Origin of the sequence: Colwellia sp. MB3u-55 (genome assembly GCF_014076785.1) — a bacterium.
Taxonomy (GTDB): domain Bacteria; phylum Pseudomonadota; class Gammaproteobacteria; order Enterobacterales; family Alteromonadaceae; genus Colwellia_A.
The window spans coordinates 30,190-45,060 of sequence record NZ_JACGUS010000118.1 but is presented as its reverse complement, the minus strand read 5'-3'; the positions used below and the strand labels follow the sequence as shown (position 1 = coordinate 45,060).

At 36.7% G+C, this 14,871-nt stretch carries 11 protein-coding genes; 3 read left to right on the top strand and 8 right to left on the bottom strand.

Features of this window, described 5'->3' with window-relative positions; translation table 11 throughout:
- Nucleotides 1-24 precede the first annotated feature (24 nt).
- Both H4J66_RS14235 and H4J66_RS14230 read right to left on the bottom strand, forming a co-directional pair.
- The gene (locus H4J66_RS14235; RefSeq protein ID WP_182175682.1) at nt 25-3,759 is read right to left on the bottom strand and encodes a translocation/assembly module TamB domain-containing protein; all 3,735 of its coding nucleotides are present in this window, start codon (nt 3,757-3,759) and stop codon (nt 25-27) included.
- Complete coding sequence (locus H4J66_RS14230; protein ID WP_182175681.1) at nt 3,756-5,507, bottom strand: autotransporter assembly complex family protein; 1,752 nt, start codon at nt 5,505-5,507, stop codon at nt 3,756-3,758. The genes H4J66_RS14235 and H4J66_RS14230 overlap by 4 nt, the downstream gene beginning before the upstream one ends.
- A gap of 224 nt (nt 5,508-5,731) precedes the next feature.
- Between H4J66_RS14230 and H4J66_RS14225 the strand changes: the two genes are divergently transcribed.
- Nucleotides 5,732-6,586: a universal stress protein gene (locus tag H4J66_RS14225; RefSeq protein ID WP_182175680.1), complete on the top strand. Its 855-nt coding sequence runs from the start codon at nt 5,732-5,734 to the stop codon at nt 6,584-6,586.
- A gap of 53 nt (nt 6,587-6,639) precedes the next feature.
- On the opposite strand, the gene H4J66_RS14220 is transcribed toward H4J66_RS14225, so the two are convergent.
- The 4 genes from H4J66_RS14220 to H4J66_RS14205 are packed head-to-tail and all read right to left on the bottom strand — an operon-like array spanning nt 6,640 to nt 9,805.
- Nucleotides 6,640-7,512, bottom strand: a complete 873-nt coding sequence (locus tag H4J66_RS14220) for a mechanosensitive ion channel family protein (protein ID WP_182175679.1) — start codon at nt 7,510-7,512, stop codon at nt 6,640-6,642.
- Between the two features lie 22 nt (nt 7,513-7,534).
- On the bottom strand, nt 7,535-8,323 hold the full coding sequence (locus tag H4J66_RS14215) for a hypothetical protein (RefSeq protein WP_182175678.1): 789 nt from the start codon (nt 8,321-8,323) through the stop codon (nt 7,535-7,537).
- Nucleotides 8,324-8,333: 10 nt separating this feature from the next.
- Nucleotides 8,334-8,798, bottom strand: coding sequence for a hypothetical protein (locus H4J66_RS14210; RefSeq protein WP_182175677.1), 465 nt, complete (start codon nt 8,796-8,798; stop codon nt 8,334-8,336).
- Nucleotides 8,799-8,833: 35 nt separating this feature from the next.
- Nucleotides 8,834-9,805 (bottom strand): magnesium transporter CorA family protein, encoded by a 972-nt coding sequence (locus H4J66_RS14205; protein ID WP_182175676.1) that lies wholly within the window; start codon nt 9,803-9,805, stop codon nt 8,834-8,836.
- 192 nt (nt 9,806-9,997) lie between these two features.
- Here H4J66_RS14205 and H4J66_RS14200 point away from each other — a divergent pair, with 192 nt between their 5' ends.
- Both H4J66_RS14200 and H4J66_RS14195 read left to right on the top strand, forming a co-directional pair.
- Nucleotides 9,998-11,023, top strand: coding sequence for a DUF21 domain-containing protein (locus H4J66_RS14200; protein WP_182175675.1), 1,026 nt, complete (start codon nt 9,998-10,000; stop codon nt 11,021-11,023).
- 186 nt (nt 11,024-11,209) lie between these two features.
- Nucleotides 11,210-11,896 carry a mechanosensitive ion channel family protein gene (locus H4J66_RS14195; protein ID WP_404842785.1) on the top strand — a complete coding sequence of 229 codons (687 nt, stop codon included), beginning with the start codon at nt 11,210-11,212 and terminating at the stop codon, nt 11,894-11,896.
- Between the two features lie 228 nt (nt 11,897-12,124).
- Here the strand turns inward: H4J66_RS14195 and H4J66_RS14190 are convergent, their stop codons facing one another.
- Together H4J66_RS14190 and H4J66_RS14185 are read right to left on the bottom strand one after the other, a co-directional pair.
- Nucleotides 12,125-13,954, bottom strand: a complete 1,830-nt coding sequence (locus H4J66_RS14190; RefSeq protein WP_182175673.1) for an SLC13 family permease — start codon at nt 13,952-13,954, stop codon at nt 12,125-12,127.
- Between the two features lie 462 nt (nt 13,955-14,416).
- Nucleotides 14,417-14,869, bottom strand: a complete 453-nt coding sequence (locus H4J66_RS14185) for a RimK/LysX family protein (protein WP_182175672.1) — start codon at nt 14,867-14,869, stop codon at nt 14,417-14,419.
- Between the last annotated feature and the right edge of the window lie 2 nt (nt 14,870-14,871).

The window sequence follows — 14,871 nt, the reverse complement described above, 5'->3', positions numbered from 1 at the left end:
AAATAACGATTACCTGTCACCGGCTTACTTTATGTCGAATGAGTAATAAATATCGGCAGAGTTTTCTAGCCCAGAAACTGTTTCAACCCATAGCCTGCTTAATAAATAAAACCTCACGGTTAATTCATTGATAGGATCCTTTATACCAAGCCCATATTTAATATAAACCTGCTCACCTAAATAGCCAGCGATGGAGGCTTGCTCATCGTCTCCATCTATTTCGATTCTATTGATCAAAGGTAATTTTTCTATTTGAGTGAGTACACCAGAAAAGTTTGTTAACGCTGAACCTAAAGCCACACCTATAGCGGTATTACTGTCGCTGGTTTCTGCATCTAAACCACGCCCTCTCACCAAGTATGATAAAGTTTCAGATTGTTGCATGGTTGGCTTTGAAAAAAGTTTGATATTCAAGCTGTTGGCTAATCCAGTTGCATCAATACCAACAATAATATTTTCTTTTTCAATGCTACGTGTCGCTTGCATTGAGACATAGGGATTATTCGCTGTGCCATTAAAAGAAATAATACCTTTAGTTAACGACAAATCTTGCCCATAAGCGCGATAGCGACCCTCTGGTATCTTTAAGCTGCCAAAGAGCTGTAAGGGTTGATTTGCCTGCTGACTCACTTGTAATTCACCGCCTAGACGACCTATGAATCCTTGCCCTTCAACTTTAAATGCATCGGTAATAACCACACGAACATTGGTAAATAACTCAAATGGCTTTTCATTAGCAACTTGTTCGCCTGCATCATTAACCATAATGACATCTTTGCTTAAGCTAACACTTCCTTGTGGCAATTTATTTACCAGTAATTTACCTTCGAGCACTTCTATACGGCCCGATATTTTCAATTCTGATGCTTTTATTTGGGCGTTAAGGTGAGGAGAAACGGTTATGGTAAGATCCGGGGGGACTGATAATTTTAATGATTCCCCATCAAAATCAAAATTACCTTTCAATTCATCTTGCCAATCGACGTCCCCTTTAAGATTAGCTAAGGCATTATTAATATTTACCCCACCAGAAATAATGGCTTGCTGACCTTTAAATTTTAAGGCCATATTAAGATCAGTTAAGGTATTAATATTTCCTAAAATCTTAGCTTCACCCTTAGTTAACGTAATGTCACCGGTTATTATTGGTTTATCTAAATCACCACTCACAGTTAAACGGCTATTTAATAGGCCTTCCAATGAGGTTAACTCTGGCAAAAACACTTGCAAGGGTGAAAGGTTAAACTCATTAATATTAAGCTGGCTATTTATAGTGCGGCTATCGGCAAAGACAAGCGTACTGCTAAGGTTGACTATTTCAGCACTGTTTTGGGCAAAGAAAGCAAGTTTTCCTGCAACACTGCTATTATCAACTATTAACGTTAACTCACCCTTTTGCCACTCAAGTAATTGATGTAATTCGCCTTCTTTAGTTGTCTTTATATCGCCATCACTAATAAGTAATTTAGCATTAACGGTTGGCATTTTGTTTTGTTGCCAACCGACAGCAACATTCCCCACTAGTGTGCTCCGCACAGTTATATCTTTAGGAATAAAGGGCGTTAAAAGGTCTGTGTCTAATTGAATGGCTAACCTTAACTCGTCTTGAGCTACTTTTAAGGTGGCATCGTCCTTTAGACAGAGCTGAGCACCGTCACCAAGCCAGCAATGTTTGTTAACAGCAAGCGTTTTAAGGCTATTGTTATAAAGTATATTAAGTGGCTGACTTGATTTAAAAACATCGTCACCTAGAGAAAATTTTACCTGATCAGTTTGTACTTGCCACTCTTCCCCCACAGGTGAATAGTCACTATTAATTAACAAGTCAATCGCTGAATCGCCAAGCCAGGCTAGCTTTACTTTTTGTTGATTTAAATCACCACTACTCGATAAATTAACACCATTGATGGTATGATCGTTCCAATTGATACGCGCACTGCTAAACGCTACCTCATGTTGATGATTATCCAGCGGTCGATATTTGACCTCGACCTTAATCGCATCACTGGCAAGATTAACCACTAACAACTTTTTTAATTCACCTTGTAGATTGAATTCTGGCTGCTCGACTGGACCAGATATTGAAATATTGGCCGTTATTCCACTTTCAATATCCTTTAACCATAAACTGCTATCTCCAACATTGACCGTGCCATCGACATACCAATGGGTATCGCTATGCCCTTTTATATTAAGCGCTATATCACCATAATTGAGCTTAATCTTACTTGACGCTAATTGCCCTTTATGATTAATATCAACATTACCGCCTGCGTTAAAAGCTATTTTATTAATTTCACCTTTAACCATAGAGTCAGTTAGCGTAAACGCCCATTCATTATCCTGCCAAAACCCTTTACTGTAAATATTTCCCTGTAGACGACCCGATAAACGCTGATCAATATTAGGTAAGCTAATGCCCGAAGAGCTCACCTTAACATCCCATAACAATCGATTGCCTAACTGCAACTCTCCAGTTATATCCAAGCGGCTATTTTCTTTGAACTCTTCAAAATATAAGGTCTTTATTTTAAAGGTTTGTTCACTGTAAGTTGCCTGTAGTTCCAACGCGGCGTCTTGGTAACCAAAGCCACTAATGTTGCTTTTTAAATCAATAACATGCCGATTAAGGTCGCCTTCGCTGTTTAGTAACAGGGTTGATGGAGTAATAACATTAGCGATATCATCAGGTAAAGTAAACTGGCTAACATCAGCTTGCAATTTATAAGGTAAGTTTGCGTTAGTAACATCCACTGACATTTTAGCGGTTAGTGTTAATTCACCCGCGTTGCTAATCGTTGTTACTAAATCAGCTAAATCACCTTTTAATGAAACCTTTTGTTCAGAATGACTAAGTTGTGGCAATAACTCAAAGTTATCAATGGAACTACTTAAGGCTAAATCAACAAGATAAGGGGGTACAAAGTCAACTTTTCCTTTTAATAAAAACGCTCCTACTGCCGCTACTTTTGATGACAATTCTTCAATAGATAATTGCGTTTTAAACCATGATAAACGTGCCACATTATTTGTGGTATTAATTAGCGTTTTTTCACTACCCGTATTGTCTAATTCGTTAATAATTAGCGTTTTTACCGCCAACGACTTTAGCGCTAACTTAACCGGTAAATACATCTTAGGCAGTGATGCCAGTGGCCAAGGGGTAACGGGTTGAAGTGGTGATGAGGTCTTCGCCGCAGATAAATTAATATGTGCTTTAAGCAACCGAGCATTATCTATATTAATAGCGATATTACTCACAACATTCTTATTGACCGATAAAGCACTAGAAAACTCGGTTAAGTTTATTGCTAGCCCCTGAGTTGTTATTTGGGCGCGTGCTAAAGAAAACTTCTTTAATTTAACGCTAAAGGGTAAGGTGAAATTGGTTGAATTAATCGCTTGTTCGGCAAGTTGCTCAGATGATTCCGCTGGCTGTGCTTCTTTTATGTTGACTTGTAGTGTACCTATACTGAGTTCATCAATACAAATCTGGTTTTTCCATAGGCAGCGCAAATGCAATCTTAAACGAATGTTACTGGCATTAATTAGTGCACTATCGTTTTCAATTTTTAGTTTACGTAACACTAAGTCATCTAAAAGTGCACCACTTTTGTATTCAACTTGCAGCGAGGAAACCTTACCGACAAAATAAAGTGATAACTGAGCTCCCCAAGGCGTTGAAAGTAGTATGGCAAAGAAACACAGTAAACCGGTTAACACGCCCATAAGTGTGAAGCTGGCACGTTTATAAGTCATAGTTCAGCACCAATACTAAAATGAAGACGCCATGAAGGGTTTTCTTCACTTAATGGATACCCTAAAGCAAACCTGATTGGCCCAATGAGAGAAATATAATGAAGACCGGGACCAATAGAGTATACCGGTTCAAGTTTGTCATTATCATTAACACTTCCAGCATCAATAAACAGTGCGCCGCGCCATGTATTTGAAAAGTAGTACTGGTACTCCAAACTAGCAACGACCATATTAGTGCCACCAATAACGATTTCCTTCCCTGGGTTAATACCTTCTGAAAGAGTCACCTTAGGGCCAATTGATTGATAGTCGAATCCTCGAATACTTTGATCACCTCCGGCATAAAACCGTAATGAAGGAGACAGTTCCTCTTCAAAGTCTTTGTCGACAATAACATAGCCAAGCTCTACTCGTGCGACAATACGGTGCTTAGGAGCAAACAGCGAAATATATTTCCAACGCCCATTAAAACGTAAAAATGAGGTTTCTGAAGATAAACCTTCATAGCTTCCTTCTAGATTATAGTATTGTCTAAATCCCTTAGTTGGATCGAGTAAAGGGCCATCACGATCAATATCAGACCAAGTAAACCCAGGAATAAAATAACTGGCATCATCGTAAACATTATCAGTCTCCCACTCTTCATCTAAGTGTCTTAAATAAGGTTGGCGTAAAATATCATCTTTTAGATAAACGCGTCCTACTTGAAAAGAAAAAAATCGACTGGTTAAGTCTCCATAGTCATTTTTTTCTAGTTCAGTTTGTAATTGCAACACATCATTGTTGGGGTGTGACAAAGGAATACTGTAAATAAAATGCCCGGTCGGATTAATGGTTGAATAGGACAACCTTGTTTCTTGACGATGCCCATAACGGTTGACTAGCGGTGTTTTCCAGCCAAAAGAAAACCTTTCTTTGGTGTCAGTCGCGTAGCCTAGTCCTAAATTAAATTGATGGCGTTTCGCTTTTTCCAGCGATACATCAATTGGCAAGATGTTATTCGCGCTATTCTCAGTTTCAGGACGAACAACAACATTGCTAAAATATTGAGTTTCATCGAGTTCATTTTGTAAGTTTTGTAGTGAGGTTTGTTGATAAAAATCACCGGGCTTAAAAGAAACCAAAGGTTTCAAAACATCTGTATTGATATCAAAATCATTAAACTTTATTTCACCAAAACGATAACGAGGTCCACTGTCAAAGTGAACAATAATCTCTGCGGTATCCAAACTTTTATTTATAGCGATATTAGTTTTAATGAACTTACTATCAAAGTAACCTCGTTCTAAACCTAAGGAAACCAAGTCCGTTTTAAATTGCTCATAAATGCCATGATGTAATATATCTCCACTGGCAATAGGCACCTCTTTGATAATATCTGAAAAGGCACTATCCCCTAAAGCGTCGCCACTTAGGTTAATACGCACGTGTTTTATTCTTGTTTGCTGATTGAGTATCACAACAAGACCAAGCGTCCAGATATTTTTATCTAAATTCTTGTCAATTGAACTTATTACCTCAGCACGGTAATAACCCAGTGCCTTGAGTGCATTTAAGGCTTGTTTTTTCGCGGTAAAAACAAATACTGTTCGTTCGGTGTCATTCTCTGGCAAATTGCCTAGATAAGCATAAATATTTTGTTTTGCTGCACTGGATAAGTTATCTGAAAGTTGAACGATAAGTGTGTTCGATGTTGCAAATGGTGAGATTAAAATAAACAAGATGAACAAAAAAAAACGACTATACATTATGCTAGATTATCCGTGGAATTTGCAGTAATTAAATAAAAGCACAGCATAACAGTTTATGTGGTTTTGCTAATAGAAAAGTTTTAAGGTAAAAATAACTATCTATGCTTTCAACCTTACGATAAATTTACACAATATTGACTTCTTCAGCAAAGTCGCCAGACTGTTTTAACAAAATTAGGTCAATCCCACGCGGGAATTAACATCCAAAATGAGGGAATAAAATGATAACTGAGCAATTGATTTGGTTTATAGATGGACGTTATTTTTATAAAAACATCACTTTAGATAAAGTTATTCACCTCGCCAATACTCATAAAATGCGCGTTAAAATAATAATCGATGCTAAAGTAAAATCTACCCAACGGTGGTATTGGCATGCAATGGTTGGCGACTCACCAACGGCTAATGAAGATTTAGTGGCGATTAACAAGAAAAAACAAACCTTGCTTAAAGCATTAGAAATGAGTGCAATTAAAGCTGAAATTATTGTTTCAGAGTCTGCAGATCACATAAAAACAATCAATACTGAATTAGCAAAAACAAATAATGGCCTGCTAATTTTAGAAGACACGCCACCTAAAACAAGACATCCCATCTTTCAAACACTCTCTGAAATAAACGCACCCGTATTATTATTAACTGACAAAGTATGGAAAGAAAAAATCAATGCCATTGGCGCTGTTGACCCGTTACACGAAAATGATCGCCCAGCAAAAATTGATGAACATATTGTTCAGCATTTAAAAAGCTGGGAAGATTCGCTTTCAGTAAAATGGAAACTTATCCACTGTTGTTACATTTCATCAGTTTTATACCAATACAAAAACAAAGTATTGTCGATGCACCAAGACGGTTTAAAAGAGTTCGCTGATCAGTTCCGCATTAAGAACGATCAATACAAATTACTTGAAGGTTTACCTGAAGAGGCCTTAAAGTCATATATTAACAAAAACCATATCGATATTTTATTTATCGGTCTAGTTAATAGAAACATGCTTGATAAGTTTTGGGTAGGAAGTACGACCTCAAATTTTTTATATGAGCCGCCATGTGATTTATTGCTTATTAAACAGTAAAATAAATAATGAGCATTAACCAGCAAGGTTAATACTCAACGTTGATTCAGTCACTACTCTTCTTTGGATACAACATCTGCCGTACTTCTCGAGTTCTCATTCATAGCAACTTTAAAAGGTCTACTTGCACTCCCTGCATAAAGGCTAATATGCGGGAATGGGATCTCAATGCCCTGCTCATCAAATGTTTTCTTAATGTTCTGATACATTTCATTTTTAAGCGCAAGAAAATTTTCTCTTCTTGACCACACTGAAAATTGAATATCAACTGACGATGAACCAAACCCGGTCAAAATAAACAAAGGAGCTGGCTCTTCTAAGCAAATAACATTTTTTTCGGCGATTTTTAATAATAAATCACGCACTTTTTCAATATCTTCTTTATAAGCAATACCTAGTTTTAAGTCTGCTCTTCTAATGGGATACTTTGTCATAGTGGTAACCGCACTTTTTATCATGCTTTCATTGGGTATTCGAACAAATAAATTATCAAAGGTTCTTAATTTAACAGACAATAAATCAATTGAAATAACTTCCCCTAAGATGTCATTGACTTTAATCACATCACCGATTGAGAAAGGTCTTTCTATCATCAAAAATATGCCACTGATTAAATTTGATGCTGAAGTTTGTGAAGCAAAGCCAATCGCCACAGTAAAAATTCCCGCTGCACCAAGTAATATCGTTAAGTCGATACCAATATGCTTTAAAGCCGACAAGACAAACAAGCCCAGTAAGGTATAAAATACCGTTCTTTTTAACAAAAACACTCCGTGTGTCGTCATTTTCTTGCTAACAATTCTTTCCATCACGCTACTGAGCGCTTTAGCAATGAAGTAACCGACCACAAATAAAATAAGTGCCTGTGTTAATGTGTATAAATGAGATGCTTTGAGCATATTAAAAAACTCATTAATGACTTCCATATAATATTTACCTAACTAAAATTTACCCAAATAAGTTACTGATTCTTCGTATTAATTTACCGTGCTCAGAGGTTTCTCGCGGACTACTTATCGCGGTAAGAGGTTGAAATTCAAATGAAACACTTCTTTCTATAATTAATTCAATATCGGCTGATTCATTATTTCTTTCAATGGTTATGCCAGATGTCCACAGTTGGTTTTTATCATCACTATATAAATGTAAGTAATTAACAGGAACATTAATCCTGTTGATGATAAGTTCTTTGTTATGGCTATTAATCACCGTAATTGATGTTGTTGCTCGGTGGGGATGTAAATCGAGCTCTTCAAGTTTAGTTTTTGCAGAGGTGTATTTTGCATAGCACAATTGGCCGTCGATGGTTGAGCTACCAAACCATGAATCTGACGGACGCCAAAAGGGTAAATCAACTAAGCATTTAGCACTTGGAAATGTTTCAGCATAAAACCAAATAGGTGTACTAATAAACAGCTGAACTTTTTCACCCGCTAAAATAGTTAGCGGTGATGAAGGACGTGCGATAACCGAACGATCGGCTAATTTTGGAAATACTTTTATTTTATCAGAGCTCGCTTTCTCTAAAAAACGACCGATATCAGTATCGTTTTCTAGTGCAAGTTTTTCGCCAGCAGAAACCACAATGTCTTGGTCTTCTTCTTTATTTTCAATATTCCAAATGTTCCATTCAGTTGCCTTGCGCTTTATGAGTATCGCGCGTTGACCAACACTCCAACATTTTTTTTCATGTCTGTCATCAAAGGTAAACTCGCCCCACCAGATGTTGTTACTCATAGTTTACTCATTAAAAATTAACTTTAAATAATAAATCGCCAAATCCCCAGATAAAGGTGCCTGTTATCAACAATGAAACTTCTAAAATACCGAGCTGGTATCTAACATTATCTTTAACAACATCAATTTTATCGTCAAAATCATCTTCAATCGTTGCAATTTCTTTGTCGATGTACTCTGTTGGTACATTGATTTTTCTGAGTTTCATTTTGGCTCGTGACAATACCAAGCGATGTTGAATATTGAGTTTACTGATAAGAACACGTTCAGAAATAATGGCGCCAATACTTGACCAAACACCAATGATAACAATTAAACAACCACTTCTAGAAAGCCACTCTAGCCCTAAAAACTGAGTTTTTGACAAATAATAGCCCATACTAATCAGTGTTAAAGAAAGTAACCAAGCCATTATCGGTTGTCTTTTTCTGATGTTAATGACTTTTGCTTCATAAAGTGTTTTTGAATCGCTCAATATCTATCTTCTTTTTTTAATTAAATTAGTGGTTATTACAACCAGCGTTTTTTCTTAAACCAAACAATAAGACCAACAGAGATAACCGACATCACCCCAAGCAAAGTAAAGTAACCGTATTCAAATTTAAGCTCGGGTATGTATTCAAAATTCATCCCATATATTCCTGCGAGGAAAGTTAAAGGGACGAACAAAGCGGTGATAACCGTTAACACTCTCATTGTTGCGTTTAGCTGATGTGAAGTAACCGACATATAACCGTTAATTAAATCACCACAAATATCATAATACATTTGAGAGAGGCTCAACAATCGATCAAGTCGCTCTCTTAAGTCATTTACTGTATGTATTTCTTGTTCTGTAATAAGGGATGTTTCGTCATCTTCAAGATAACTGTTTAGGGTATTACCAACAGTTACATGGTAATTAAAAGTTCTTCTAATTTTAACCAATCTCGAACGATGTGAGGTAATTTCTCGCATCATTTTATCGTTACCACTGACTTGAAATTGATCTTCTATTTTTTCTAAATTTTGTTCAAAGTCAAATAATTGCTGTAGATAATTACCACAACTACTATGAAATATTTTCAATGCTAAGTGTACTGGGCTTCTCGCTAAATACTTTTCACTGCTGGTAGTAAACAAGGTATTTATCGCTATCGAGCTTTCAGGATGACCGGTAATTAACACCCGTTGACCGATAAACATACTGATTTGTACATGTTCAAAGGTTAAATTGTTTTCTTTGGCAACAAAGCCACGGTAAAGCAGAAAGATGAAATCATCAAACAGCTCAACTTTCGGAGGGTGTCTTTCTCTTTGAGCATCTAAAATAGCCAAAGGGTGACAGCCAAATTGAGTTAATATTTCTTTTTCTTGAGATTTTTCGACTTTATCAAGATCAATCCATAGCACGCTGCTTTCATCTTGTTGCCATTCACTGACTAATTCTTCGCCACCAATTTTAACAGGCGCAGAGGGTGAAATTAACATACATTTAATCATGATAAATCCTTAGGTATAATTACAAATAATGCGGGTGTCAGCATTACAAATAATAACTTATAGTAAACGTTATAAATTTTCCATTATAAGCAATATTTTAAAGTAAAGGTCAAATAATTAGTTGTCATCTCAGCAAGTAAAGTTAATAATTCACTCAATTAAAGCTATTAACATTCCTATTAGGATTATTACATGTCAATTGACATTATTACTTGGTGTGCCATCGCCTTTTGTATAACTCAATCAGCCATTTTCTCAGGATTAAATCTCGCATTTTTTTCTATAAGTCGCCTGCATTTAGAAGTTGAAGCTAAAAAGGGTAGTAAAGCAGCACAAACTATTTTACGTCTAAGAGACGACTCAAACTTTTTATTAACAACGATATTGTGGGGTAATGTTGGAATTAATGTGTTGTTAACAATGCTCTCTGATTCGGTACTTACTGGCGTCAGTGCTTTTCTGTTTTCAACTATTGCCATCACGATTATTGGTGAAATTACCCCGCAAGCTTATTTCTCAAGAAATGCCTTAAAAATGGGTAGCATGCTCGCGCCTATTATTCGTTTTTATCAGTTCCTTTTTTACCCAGTAGCCAAACCAACTGCACTTATTTTAGATGCTTGGCTCGGCAAAGAAGGGATTACATACCTTGAAGAAAGTGAACTTAGAAGTATTATTCGCCAGCATATTTCCGCAGAAGAAGCCGATCTTAATCATGTTGAAGGTATCGGCGCGTTAAACTTTTTTGCTTTAGATGAGATACAGGTCACTGAAGAAGGTGAGATAATTGATCCCAAATCAATTATTGCCCTACCAACAAAGTTAGACTTACCTATTATTCCGGTAACGACACAAGGTCCAGACGACCCATTTTTAATGCTGGTAAATGAAACTAACCATAGTTGGGTAATACTGACCAATGAAGCTGGCTACCCATTACTCGTGCTTGATGCAGATGGTTATTCACGAGCTGCGTTATATCAACCAGGCGATTTTGACCCTTACAATTATTGTCATCGTCCTGTTGTGATAACGGATGAAACGATACCATTAAATGAAGCTATACTGAAAATGAAAGTGAATACGTCTACTGACAAAAACTTTGATGGTGTGATAGAACACGATGTATTGCTTATTTGGGGAGAAACCAAACGTATTATTACTGGCGCAGACATTTTTGGTTTGCTGCTTAAAGGCATGCTTCCGAATATAAAATAAATAGGTTAAATATTTATAATGGAATGGTTAGACAAAATATTCAATTTAAACAGTTTTACCGAGTTATTGTTTGAATATAAATTTATTGTTACTTTTTTACTGTTGATGACTTCATTTTTGATTAAAAATTTAATCATAAAAGTTATAAAGCTAAAATCGAAACAAACCAAAAGATTAAAAATCAATATGGTGAATAATATTTTTACCATATTGATCATTATTTTACTTTTTAATCTATGGTCCGAAGAAATCCAAAAGTTTGCTTTTTCTATTGCCGCTTTTGTTGTGGCAATTGTATTAGCGACTCGCGAGTTTATTCAGTGTTTTATTGGCTTTATCTATATATTATCAAGTCGCCCCTTTCGTATTGGTGACTGGATACAAGTAGGTAACTATGTTGGTGAGGTGCATTCTACCGATTGGGCTAAACTTACTTTACTAGAGGTCAATAAAGATGATTATGAATATACCGGTAAAACGTTATATTTGCCTAATAGCCAGTTAATTACTTCGGTAATTAAAAACCTTAATTTCCTCAAGCGTTATGCGGTACATCATTTCACTATAGTACGTGATGACAGTGCTAATCCCTTTGACTTTATCGAGACCTTGTATGAGAAAGCAGACTTATATTGTCATGACTTTAAAGAGGTGGCAGTTCGTTATAATCATCTTATTGAAAACCGCTTAGATATAAAGATTGCAGGTCCAAAACCGCACATTCAAGTAGCTACCTCTGAGCTCGGTGACACTCAGGTGTTTTTTACTATTTTTTGCCCCACTGAAAGTGCGATGGAAATAGAACAGAAATTAACGTCCGACTTTATGAAACTATGGTTTGAGAATAAAGCTTTAAAAAATATTAATAAATAACAGAGCGACAGACATCGTCTTGTAATAGGTCTTAATCTTTGTAGCTAATCCATGAGCACAAAAGCTTGTTGTGCTTTATTTACAAGCCCCACAACAAACACCATCCTATTTCAACGTTACAAAAAAGCCTCATTATTAATGAGGCTTTTTGCTTACCAATGTACCTTTCATCTTTAGTGTATTAACGAAGATTAGCGCAGCCTAAAACAAAAGACTGCTTTGTTTATCTTACAGATATAACCAATTTAACAGTAAGGATAGCGTTACCCACATTAGAATAATCAAGGGAATACCAACACGCATAAAATCAGAAAAACGATAACCACCGGCGTTCATTACCAAAAGGTTAGTTTTGTAAGCCATAGGGGTTGCATAACTTAAGTTAGCACCAAAGAGTACTGCCAATATAAAAGGTTCTGCTGGTAGGTTGAGTTGGCTAGCAACAGAAATGGCAATAGGCGTACCAATAACAGCAGCGGCATTGTTAGAAACAATATTAGTTAATATCGCGAGTAACAACATTAAGGCTGATAATACACCTCCTGGTGGTAAACCAAATGATAATGCGACAAACACTTGGGCTATGTACTCAGCGCCACCGGTTGTCATCATTGCAGAGCCTAACGCTAAAGACGCGGCAACAATTAAAATAACTTGCGTACTAAGTGCTGATGAAGCTTCTTGCCAATTTAAACATTTTGTTAATAACAGGACGAGTACACCACAAACCGCACTAATTTCTATAGGTAAAATACCCAAGGCTGACGATACAACTACTGCTAACAAGGTACCTAAGGCAATGGGTGCTTTACTTGTTTGAGGTAATGACTCCGCACCATCAATAATAAGTAGTCCTTGTTTAGCTTTTAATAAGTCAATTTGCTCTTGCTCTCCTTGTACCAGTAAGACATCGCCAATTTTCAGGCGGGTATTGCCGATACTGCTGCGACCAATTTCCATCGCTTTACCTGCTCGATGCAAAGCGATCACTGATATGCTGTGTTTTTGTATAAAATTGACCTGTTGTAAAGTGTGCCCTTCAACTCCCGAGCCAGCAATAATAACAATCTCTGCCAACGTTTGTTTCTCGGCTTTTAGGGGGTGTTCGTCATCAACTTTATGCAGTCCTGAGAATAAAGTGGCACCTAATACTGACTCATATTCTTTTAAACGGTCTGGATAGTCATGAACTTTTAAGCGGTCACCAACAATAAGCACGGTATCGGGCAAAGGCATTATATTACGATAGTTGGCCCCGCGCTGAATACTCTCAATTTTTAGCTGGCCGTCAGTCAAAGCAATTATCTCGGTAATTGTTTTCTCGTTAGCCACACTTTCTTCATTTATATTAAGATAAGCGCTAAATAGACGTGGCGAAGTATCAGGCATTGATGGTGTTCTGCTTGGGAGAAGTTTAGGCGCAATTAGCCATAAGTAGAGAACGGCAACAACAGAAGCAATAAGTGCTGGTTGTATAAAATCAAAGAGCCCAAACTCAACCGCTCCCATGTTTTTTGCAATACTAACCACTAATAAATTGGTCGATGTACCTATCGTTGTCGCCATTCCCCCAACTAAAGTTGCTAATCCCATAGGCAGTAGCATTGGCGAAGAATCTGTTTTAGTACGCAGTGATACACTAATCAAGATAGGCAGTAACAGCACCACAACCGGGGTGTTATTAATAAAAGCACTTAAGCCTCCAGCTAAAACGAGTGTTAGCAACAAAGATAATGTTGGACTTATCTTCCATAATTTAGCCAAGTATCGACCAATGGGCTCCAATGCCCCTGTACGCACAATACCGTGACCAATGATCATTAACGAACAAACCGTCACTAAGGCTTCATGACCAAAGCCAAAAAATAATGAGCTGGGTTCGAAATGTGTGCCATCTATATAAAAAGGGAAGAATGCAAACGCCAAACACAATATAGCGATAACAGCCAAAGAAGAGGTTTCTAAAGGGATATCGTCTCGACGAAAGAGATACAAGGCCAATACGGTAATGAGTAATACCGCTAACGCATGATTATTAGGTAAGTCAGGAATATTCAAAAAGTAGTACCAAGTTAATTTAATTATTTAGCGGCTACAGCAACTGCTTATAAAGCTTATTCTAAATGAATACGCGAAATTATTACAAGTCAATGAAGCCTATTCTAATTATTTTTAATAACTATAATACGTGTTTTCAATTAAGTACATAGTCACTAATCAATAGATATTTTTATAACGAGCTCGTTAAAGGGTGAACTATATTAGTTAAAAAGAGTGGCAACAATAATTCAGCAGCCTCTCTCAATATGCACTTTTAAAAGCGAGGACTTGGCAGACAGGGAGCAATAAGGAACTTTTAGTGACAAAAAAGTAGCGATAACATGTTCTGAATATTATTAGGTCACTTTACGTTACATGACGCGCTACTTTTAACGTTGATTGTCGGACAGCGATTCATCTTTTGTGGTGTTTACCGCAGACAATGAATCGCTTTTTATATAAAAAACGTATAGATAAGGATTAACCTAGCTCACTTTCTATTTTTGATCCTAAAAAAACTTTTGATGGATCAACAAGAAAACGTCTGCCTAAAGCTTCTCTTCCTAACAACATTAAATAACTCATATCAGAACGGTCCGTTAAGGTTATTTCAATTGACCACTTTTCTTCGCCAAGTACGATTAATGTTTCAATAACGTAACGTTGCTCTACAGTGCCATTAGAAGACTTTATTTTCCTGATATCACTAATTGGCGCACTACATTTAACAATAGTATCAACATTATGCGCATCAGGATGAATATCAAAAATAACTGAAGGCTTGCCATTTTTAATAACTTTTGTAATATTATCAACGTGTAACGATGACGTTTTTGCGCCGGTATCAACTCGCACTTGTAAGTCGTCAATAGCTAAGTCTGGCAAAGCTATTGACTCTAAACGGCCAATAACAACTTTGTTTGCTTTTTTCATAC

Excerpts from the sequence above, each read along its gene's own strand:
- H4J66_RS14220 (WP_182175679.1), bottom strand. The coding sequence starts at position 7,512 with ATGGAAGTCATTAATGAGTTTTTTAATATGCTCAAAGCATCTCATTTA.
- H4J66_RS14225 (WP_182175680.1), top strand. The coding sequence starts at position 5,732 with ATGATAACTGAGCAATTGATTTGGTTTATAGATGGACGTTATTTTTAT.
- H4J66_RS14205 (WP_182175676.1), bottom strand. The coding sequence starts at position 9,805 with ATGATTAAATGTATGTTAATTTCACCCTCTGCGCCTGTTAAAATTGGT.
- H4J66_RS14185 (WP_182175672.1), bottom strand. The coding sequence starts at position 14,869 with ATGAAAAAAGCAAACAAAGTTGTTATTGGCCGTTTAGAGTCAATAGCT.
- H4J66_RS14235 (WP_182175682.1), bottom strand. The coding sequence starts at position 3,759 with ATGACTTATAAACGTGCCAGCTTCACACTTATGGGCGTGTTAACCGGT.
- H4J66_RS14230 (WP_182175681.1), bottom strand. The coding sequence starts at position 5,507 with ATGTATAGTCGTTTTTTTTTGTTCATCTTGTTTATTTTAATCTCACCA.
- H4J66_RS14200 (WP_182175675.1), top strand. The coding sequence starts at position 9,998 with ATGTCAATTGACATTATTACTTGGTGTGCCATCGCCTTTTGTATAACT.
- H4J66_RS14195 (WP_404842785.1), top strand. The coding sequence starts at position 11,210 with ATGGTGAATAATATTTTTACCATATTGATCATTATTTTACTTTTTAAT.
- H4J66_RS14215 (WP_182175678.1), bottom strand. The coding sequence starts at position 8,323 with ATGAGTAACAACATCTGGTGGGGCGAGTTTACCTTTGATGACAGACAT.